Raw genomic sequence first — 7509 nt, 5'->3', positions numbered from 1 at the left:
GTCACCTCGGTGCAGTACACGGCCGAGCAGGGTTCGGACGCCGTGTTCGTGCAGTACGCCTTCCAGGCCGCGAAGGTGAAGCAGCAGTACTGGGAACAGACCGACAAGGGCGGCAAGGGCGCCGAGACGGTGCTGGGCTGGAACATCAAGGAAAACAAGGAAGCCTGATTTCCTTTTTCCCCGATGCGCGGCCGGCCCAGCGGGCCGGCCGCGACGTTTTTCCCGACGGCCTCCACGGCCGTCCTTCGCACACAGGCCTTTCGCGCCGTGTGCCATTCAGTCAGCGAGGAAGCTTCATGGGCGATGGGTTTGCAGTGCTGGGCGAACGCTCCGTGGCCGAGCACACCGAATGGGTACAGAGGCAGATCCGCGCCAATCCCCAGAATGCAAGCTTGCGTCTTGCCCTGTGCCACTTCCTCGCGCTGGGCGGCGAATGGCAGCGGGCTGAAGACCAGCTCAAGCTCGCCACCAAGCTCGACCCCACTTTCACTCCCGCCAGCGTCACCTGTTCGATGGCGCTTTCGGGCGAACGGCACCGCAGCGACTTCTGGTCCGGCGGACGCGCTCCGGCCATCGTCTGCGGCAACGCGGAATGGGTCGAACAGCTGATCGCCGCCGCGGCCCTGCCGGCCGACCGGGCCGAGGAAGCCGCCGCCCTGCGCGAGACCGCGCGGCAGGCCGCGCCCGCCTTGCATGGCGCGCTCACCAGCGTCGACCGCTCCGATTCGCGCGCCGTGCAGGCGCTCGACGGCGAACCGGTGGAGCGCAGCATCTTCGGGTGGCTGTGCGACGGCGACGTGCGCATCGGCGCGGTGCTGGAGTTGCTCACGCCCTCGGGCTATGCATGGCTGCCCCTGCCCGAAGTGCGCCGCATCAAGTTCTCGCGCCCTCAACACCTGGTCGACCTGCTGTGGGCGCCAGCTGAATTCGAGCTGCACGATGGCCGCGCGCTCAACGGCCTGGTGCCGGTGCGCTATCCGGGCTCGCTCGAAGGCCTCGACGACGAAACCACGCTGGGCCGCCGCACCGACTGGCTGCCGCTGGCCGGCGAAGATCAATACGCGGGCCTCGGCCAGCGCACGCTGATCAGCGAGGCTGGTGACCATTCGCTGCTCGACCTGCGGCTCATCGAGTTCTCGCGCGAGGACGCGACCTGATGAGCAGCATCATGGACACCGACGGCGACCAGCAGGAAAGCGTCGCGCGCGACCGCCTGCAGCCGGTGCTGCTCGACCGCCTCACCGACAAGACGCCGCAGACCCGCCAGGAGCGCGCGGGCGCCTTCCTCATGAGCGGCAGGCTGTTGCGCGACTCGGTGCTGCGCGATCTGCAGTGGCTGCTCAACACCACCAACTTCGGTGCGGACCACAACATCAACACCATGCCGCGCGCGCGCCGCTCGGTGTTGAACTTCGGCGTGCGCGGCTGGGCCGGCGGCCGCATGTCGGAGGTCGACTTTGCGGACGTCGAAGCGGCCATCCGCTCGGCCATCATCGACTTCGAGCCGCGCATCATGAAAGACAGCATCGACGTGCGCTGCGTGACCGACGCCACCGATCTCGAACACCACAACCTGCTCGCGCTGGAGATCCGCGGCACGCTGTGGTCGGTGCCGTACCCGATCGAATTCATCCTGCGCTCGGAGCTCGACCTCGAAAGCGGGCACATGGTGCTGCGGCCCACCGGAGGCCTCTGAATGGATGCCAGGCTGCTCGACTACTACAACCGCGAGCTCACCTACATGCACGAGCTCGGGGCCGAGTTCGCGCAGCGCTACCCGAAGATCGCGGGCCGCCTCGGCATGCGCGGCATCGAGGTCAGCGACCCGTACGTGGAGCGCCTGCTCGAAGGCTTCAGCTTTCTCACCGCGCGCATCCAGCTCAAGATGGACGCGGAGTTTCCGCGCTTCTCGCAGCGGCTGCTCGAAGTGGTGTACCCCAACTTCCTCGCGCCGCTGCCCGCCATGGCCGTGGTGCAGATCGACGGCAACCTCAACGAAGGCTCGCTGAAAGCCGGCTACGAGCTGCCGCGCCACACCATCCTGCGCGGGCGAATGATCAAGGGCGAGCAGACGGCCTGCGAGTTCCGTACCGGCCATGCCGTCACGCTGTGGCCCATCCGCATCGCCGACGCCGGCATCGGCCCGGTGCCCGCGGAAATCGCGCATGCGATGCCCATGGCTGCGCGGCAGGCGAAGAGCGCCATCACCATCAAGCTCGAAGCGGTGGGCGGTGCGCGCTTTGCCGACATGCCGCTCGACCGGCTCGAGTTCTTTCTTTCGGGTGCGGAGCTGCATGCGCTGCGCGTGCTCGAACTCGCGGCGCACCACAGCATCGGCGTCGTGTGCCGCAGCGGACCGGGCAGCACGGCGCGCATCGTGCCGCTGGGCGACGAGGCCATCAGGCACGAGGGCTTCGACCCCGACCAGGCGCTGCTGCCCTACGACGCGCGCTCCTTCCAGGGCTACCGCCTGCTGCACGAGTATTTCGCGTTTCCCGATCGCTACCTGTTCTTCAGCGTGAACAAGCTGCGCGCGGCGGTGCAGGCCATGAGCGGCACCACGATGGAGATCGTGATCCTGCTCGACCGCGCCGACGGCGACCTCGAACGGCTGGTAGACGCCAAGCATTTCTCGCTGTTCTGCACACCCATCATCAACCTCGTGCCGCGCCGCAGTGACCGCATTCCGGTTGGGCCGGGCCAGCACGAGCACCACGCGGTAATCGATCGCACGCGCCCGCGCGACTTCGAAATCTTCACCGTCGAGCGCGTCACTGGCCACATGGCCAACGGCTCGGAAGAGCGCGAATTCCGGCCCTTCCTCGGTTCGTTCGCGGCGGACGACGGCGACTTCGGCGCGTACTTCTCGCTGCGCCGCGAGCCGCGCCTGGTGTCGGACCGCGCACGCGCCCAGGGCACGCGCACCAGCTACACCGGCAGTGAGGTCTATGTGTCGCTGGTCGACCAGCACGACGCGCCGTTTCCGCACAGCCTGCGGCACATCACGCTCGACGCGCTGTGCACCAACCGCGACCTGCCGCTGCTGCTGCCGACCGGGCTCGAGTCGGATTTCACGCTGCGCGTATCGGCGCCTGTGCGATCGATCCGCATCCTGCGCGGGCCTTCGCGGCCGTACCCCGCATTGGCCGAGGGCGCGCTGACGTGGCGTCTCATCAGCCACCTCGGCCTCAACTACCTGAGCCTTACCGACGTCGATGCAGCGCAGGGCGCGGCCGCGCTGCGCGAGATGCTCGACCTGTACGGCAACCTCGCCGACCCTTCGGTGCGCCGCCAGATCCAGGGCGTGCGCTCGATGGCGCTGGCGCCGGTATTCCGTCGCCTGCCGGAGCCGGGCCCCATCGTGTTCGGGCGCGGCGTGGAGATTGCGCTGAAGATCGACGAGGTCGCGTTCTCGGGCGCGAGCCCGTATCTTTTCGGCGCCGTGCTGGAGCAGTTCTTCAGCCGGCATGTGTCGCTCAATGCGTTCACCGAGTTCGCGCTGTCCAGCCTGCAGCGCGGCGAGATCGCGCGGTGGACTCCGCGCGTGGGACGCCGCCCCGCCGTATGAGCGAAACCAGCTTTACCGACGGGATGCAGCAAGCCGCAGCGCCGGCCGGGGAGGCCCAGGAGGTGCTGGATGCGGCCGAGGCTCGCCACGACATCGCGCAGCCCGTGCAACCCGCGTACGGCGGCGCGGCGCGGCGCGGCGTGCCACAGGCCGATCCAGTGCTCTGGGCCAAGCTGGTCGAGCAGCCCTTCGAGCACGACCTGTTCATGCTGCTGCGCCGGCTCGACGCACAGGGCGACCATCCGCTGCTGGGCCGCGCGCCGCGCCCGCTCGACGAGCCGCTGCGCCTCGGGCAAGAGCCCTCGATGGCCTTCGCGCCCTCGAATGTGTCGGGCGTCGATGTCGACGGCGACGGCCCGCCGCGCATCTCGATCTACGGCTTCGGCCTGTTCGGCCCCAACGGTCCGCTGCCGCTGCACCTGACGGAGTACGCGCGCGAACGCAAGCGGCACCATGCCGACAACACCATCAGCGCGTTCGCTGACCTGTTCCATCACCGGCTGATCCTGCTGTTCTACCGGGCCTGGGCCGACGCGCAATCGGTCAACAGCCTGGACCGCCCCGACGGCCACCGCTTCGTCGACTACGTGGCCAGCCTCATGAACATGGGGCAGCCCGGCCTCAAGGAGCGCGACCGCATTGCCGACCATGCGCGCACCTTCATGGCGGGCCACCTCGTGCGTCAGACGCGCAACCCCGAGGGCCTGATCCAGATCCTCAAGCTCTACTTCGACGTGCCCGTGCGCGTCGATGAGTTCGTGAGCGACTGGGTGATGATCGACGAGCGTCAGGTCAGCCGCATCGGCATCACCGGCCGCAACCACCGGCTCGGCGGCGGCGCCACCATCGGCCTTGCGGTGCGCGATGCGCAGAGCAAGTTCCGCCTCGAACTCGGGCCGCTCTCGCAGGAAGAGTTCCGCGAGTTCCTGCCGGGCAGCAAGCGACTGCAGCAAGTGGTCGACTGGGTGCGCCAGTACGTCGGCATCGAGTTCGCGTGGGACCTGCGGCTCGTGCTCAAGAAGCAGGACGCGCACGGCATGCGGCTCAACAGCAACCAGCGCCTCGGCTGGGGCAGCTGGCTCGGCACGCGCCTGTCGGACACCGACGCCGGCGACATGGTGTTCCAGCCCGAAGCATTGTTTTCCCGTTCTGCATCGGCGGCACCCGTTGCCGCGCCTGCATCTTCCTCCATGGCTCTATGACCGACATCCGCCGCGTCTCTCTCTTTTCGAAACTCAATCCGATGCTCTACAAGGCATTGGAGACCGCCACTGCCTTCGCCAAGCTGCGCGGCAATGCCTACGTCGAGCTGGTGCACTGGCTGCACCAGATCCTGCAGCTGCAGGACAGCGACATGCTGCGCATCATCAAGCGCGCGGGGCTCAACCTCGACGCGGTCGAGCAAGACCTCGTGCGTGCGCTCGACCGGCTGCCGCACGGTGCCACGTCGATCAGCGACATCTCCGAGCACGTCGACAACGCCGTCGAGCGCGCGTGGGTCTATGCGAGCCTGCGCTTCGAGGCTACCTCGATCCGCGGTGCGTATTTGCTCGCGGGCATCATCAAGACGCCGGGGCTGCGCCAGGTGCTCTCGGGCATCTCGCGCGAGTTCGACAAGATCGTGCCCGACGTGCTGGTGGCGCAGCTCGCTGCATGGACCGAAGGCTCGCCTGAAGACGACTTCGATGCCGCACCAAGCGGCGTCGCGGCCGGCGGCGCAGCCGCTGCCGCGCACCACCAAGGCGATAGCCCCGCGGCAGGTGGTTCGGCGCTCGCCAAGTATGCGAGCGACCTCACCGCCAAGGCACGCGCAGGCGAGCTCGATCCGGTCTACGGCCGCGACGACGAGATCCGACAGATCATCGACATCCTGATGCGCCGCCGCCAGAACAACCCGCTGCTCACCGGTGAGGCCGGCGTCGGCAAGACGGCAGTGGTCGAGGGCCTTGCCTCGCGCCTCGCCGCGGGCGACGTGCCGCCTTCACTGAAAGACGTGTCGCTGTGGGTGCTCGACCCCACGCTGCTGCAGGCTGGTGCGGGCGTAAAGGGCGAATTCGAACAGCGCCTGCGCCAGGTGATCGACGAGGTCGAGAAGAGTCCCAAGCCCATCGTGCTTTTCGTCGACGAGGTGCATACGCTGGTGGGCGCAGGCGGCACGGCCGGCACCGGCGACGCGGCCAACCTGCTCAAGCCGGCGCTGGCGCGTGGGCGGCTGCGGACCATCGGCGCGACCACCTGGTCGGAGTACAAGAAGTACATCGAGAAAGACCCGGCGCTCACGCGGCGCTTCCAGACCATCCAGGTGCACGAGCCCACCGAGCCCAAGGCGGTGATCATGCTGCGCGGCATCTCGGCCGAGCTGGAGAAGCACCACGGCGTGCTCATTCTCGATGCTGCGCTCGAGGCGGCCGTGAGCCTGTCGCACCGCTACATTCCCGCGCGGCAGTTGCCTGACAAGGCCGTGAGCCTGCTCGACACGGCTTGTGCACGCGTGGCGCTGAGCCAGCATGCGCTACCCGCCGCCATCGAAGACCTGCAGCGCCGCATCGAGGTGCTGGGCATCGAGTCGGGCATCGCGGGGCGCGAGGCAGCCATTGGCGTGGGCGAGCATCAGCGCGTGGAAGACATCGCGGTCCAGGTGGCTGCGGCGCAGGCCGAGCTCGATCTGCTGGAGACGCGGCGCGTGGAAGAAAGCGCGCTGGTCGAACGCATCGTGGCGCTGCGCAAGCAGCTGTCGCCGGCGGCGGTGCCGGTGCAGGCGGAGACGGAGACGGAGACGGCTGAAGCCAGCGAGGCGAATGTCGATGCGGATGTCGACACACCGCCCGCTGAACCCCAGCGCACGCCCGAGGAAATCCGCGCCGAACTCAACGAAGCACAAGACAAGCTCGTGCAACTGCAGGGCGAATCGCCACTCATCCTCGCGGCCGTCGATGCGCAAGCCATCGCCACCGTGGTGGCCGACTGGACCGGCATTCCTATCGGCCGCATGGTGCGCGACGACGCGCAGTCGGTGCTGAAGCTCGGCGAAATTCTCTCGGCCCGCGTGGTCGCGCAGCCCGACGCGCTGGAGACCATTTCGCGCCGTATCCGCACCGCGCGCGCACGTCTCGACAACCCCAACAAACCCGTCGGCGTGTTCCTGCTGTGCGGCCCCTCGGGCGTGGGCAAGACCGAGACAGCGCTGGCTTTGTCCGAAGCGCTGTACGGCGGCGAACAGAACCTCGTCACCATCAACATGAGCGAGTTCCAGGAGTCGCACACCGTCTCCACGCTCAAGGGCGCACCGCCCGGCTACGTGGGTTATGGCGAAGGCGGCGTGCTCACCGAGGCCGTGCGCCGCAGGCCTTACAGCGTGGTGCTGCTCGACGAGATCGAGAAGGCGCACACCGACGTGCACGAGATCTTCTTCCAGGTCTTCGACAAGGGCTGGATGGAAGACGGCGAGGGCCGCCACATCGACTTCCGCAACACCGTGATCATCATGACCTCCAATGTCGGCACCGACCTGGTCATGCAGCTGTGCGAAGACCCGACCCTGCGCCCCGACCCCGAGCCGCTGGCTGCCGCACTGCGCGAGCCGCTGCTCAAGGTGTTCGCGCCCGCGCTGCTCGGCCGCCTCGTTGTAGTGCCTTATTACCCGTTGCACGCAGAGGCGTTGCATCGCATCATCCGTCTGCAGCTCGATCGCATCGCGACGCGCCTGCAGGCGAACCACGGCATCGCACTGGCCTACGACGACAGCGCCGTCGAACTCGTCGCGCGCCGTTGCACCGCCATCGAATCGGGCGGCCGGATGATCGACGCGATCCTCACGCACACGATCCTTCCGAGGCTGAGCGAGGAAGTCATCGGGGCCACGGTCAGTGCGCGCAAGCTCGCGAGTGTGCAACTGAGTGCGGCGGATGACGACTTCCGCTACGAATTCTTCGAACATTGAG

Annotated in this window: 5 protein-coding genes and 1 pseudogene; all 6 read left to right on the top strand. The window is 67.8% G+C overall.

All coding sequences use genetic code 11. The features are described from left to right. Positions 1–168 (top strand): annotated as a pseudogene (locus BLV60_RS34740) (type VI secretion system tube protein Hcp); the annotation flags it as partial. Between the two features lie 128 nt (positions 169–296). Further along, the gene (locus BLV60_RS30065) at positions 297–1157 is read left to right on the top strand and encodes a type VI secretion system accessory protein TagJ (protein WP_093058961.1); all 861 of its coding nucleotides are present in this window, start codon (positions 297–299) and stop codon (positions 1155–1157) included. 11 nt (positions 1158–1168) lie between these two features. After that, positions 1169–1696: a type VI secretion system baseplate subunit TssE gene (tssE, locus tag BLV60_RS30060; RefSeq protein WP_042673168.1), complete on the top strand. Its 528-nt coding sequence runs from the start codon at positions 1169–1171 to the stop codon at positions 1694–1696. After that, a complete protein-coding gene (gene tssF / locus BLV60_RS30055; protein WP_093058960.1) occupies positions 1697–3568 on the top strand; it encodes a type VI secretion system baseplate subunit TssF in 1872 nt (623 codons plus the stop codon). Continuing rightward, positions 3565–4770, top strand: coding sequence for a type VI secretion system baseplate subunit TssG (tssG, locus tag BLV60_RS30050; protein WP_093058959.1), 1206 nt, complete (start codon positions 3565–3567; stop codon positions 4768–4770). Before tssF ends, tssG begins: the two co-directional genes overlap by 4 nt. Further along, entirely contained in the window at positions 4767–7508 is a 2742-nt protein-coding gene (gene tssH / locus BLV60_RS30045; protein ID WP_093058958.1) for a type VI secretion system ATPase TssH, read from the top strand. The genes tssG and tssH overlap by 4 nt, the downstream gene beginning before the upstream one ends. The last annotated feature ends 1 nt before the right edge of the window (position 7509 follow it).

It is taken from the genome of Variovorax sp. YR634 (genome assembly GCF_900106655.1).
Classification (GTDB): domain Bacteria; phylum Pseudomonadota; class Gammaproteobacteria; order Burkholderiales; family Burkholderiaceae_C; genus Variovorax.
Note: the sequence above shows the minus strand (reverse complement) of the source record. Positions and strands in the feature narration are given on the sequence as shown.

Bases quoted from the DNA above. Each gene is read 5' to 3' on its own strand.
- tssH (WP_093058958.1), top strand. From the start codon at position 4,767: ATGACCGACATCCGCCGCGTCTCTCTCTTTTCGAAACTCAATCCGATG.
- tssG (WP_093058959.1), top strand. From the start codon at position 3,565: ATGAGCGAAACCAGCTTTACCGACGGGATGCAGCAAGCCGCAGCGCCG.
- tssF (WP_093058960.1), top strand. From the start codon at position 1,697: ATGGATGCCAGGCTGCTCGACTACTACAACCGCGAGCTCACCTACATG.
- BLV60_RS30065 (WP_093058961.1), top strand. From the start codon at position 297: ATGGGCGATGGGTTTGCAGTGCTGGGCGAACGCTCCGTGGCCGAGCAC.
- tssE (WP_042673168.1), top strand. From the start codon at position 1,169: ATGGACACCGACGGCGACCAGCAGGAAAGCGTCGCGCGCGACCGCCTG.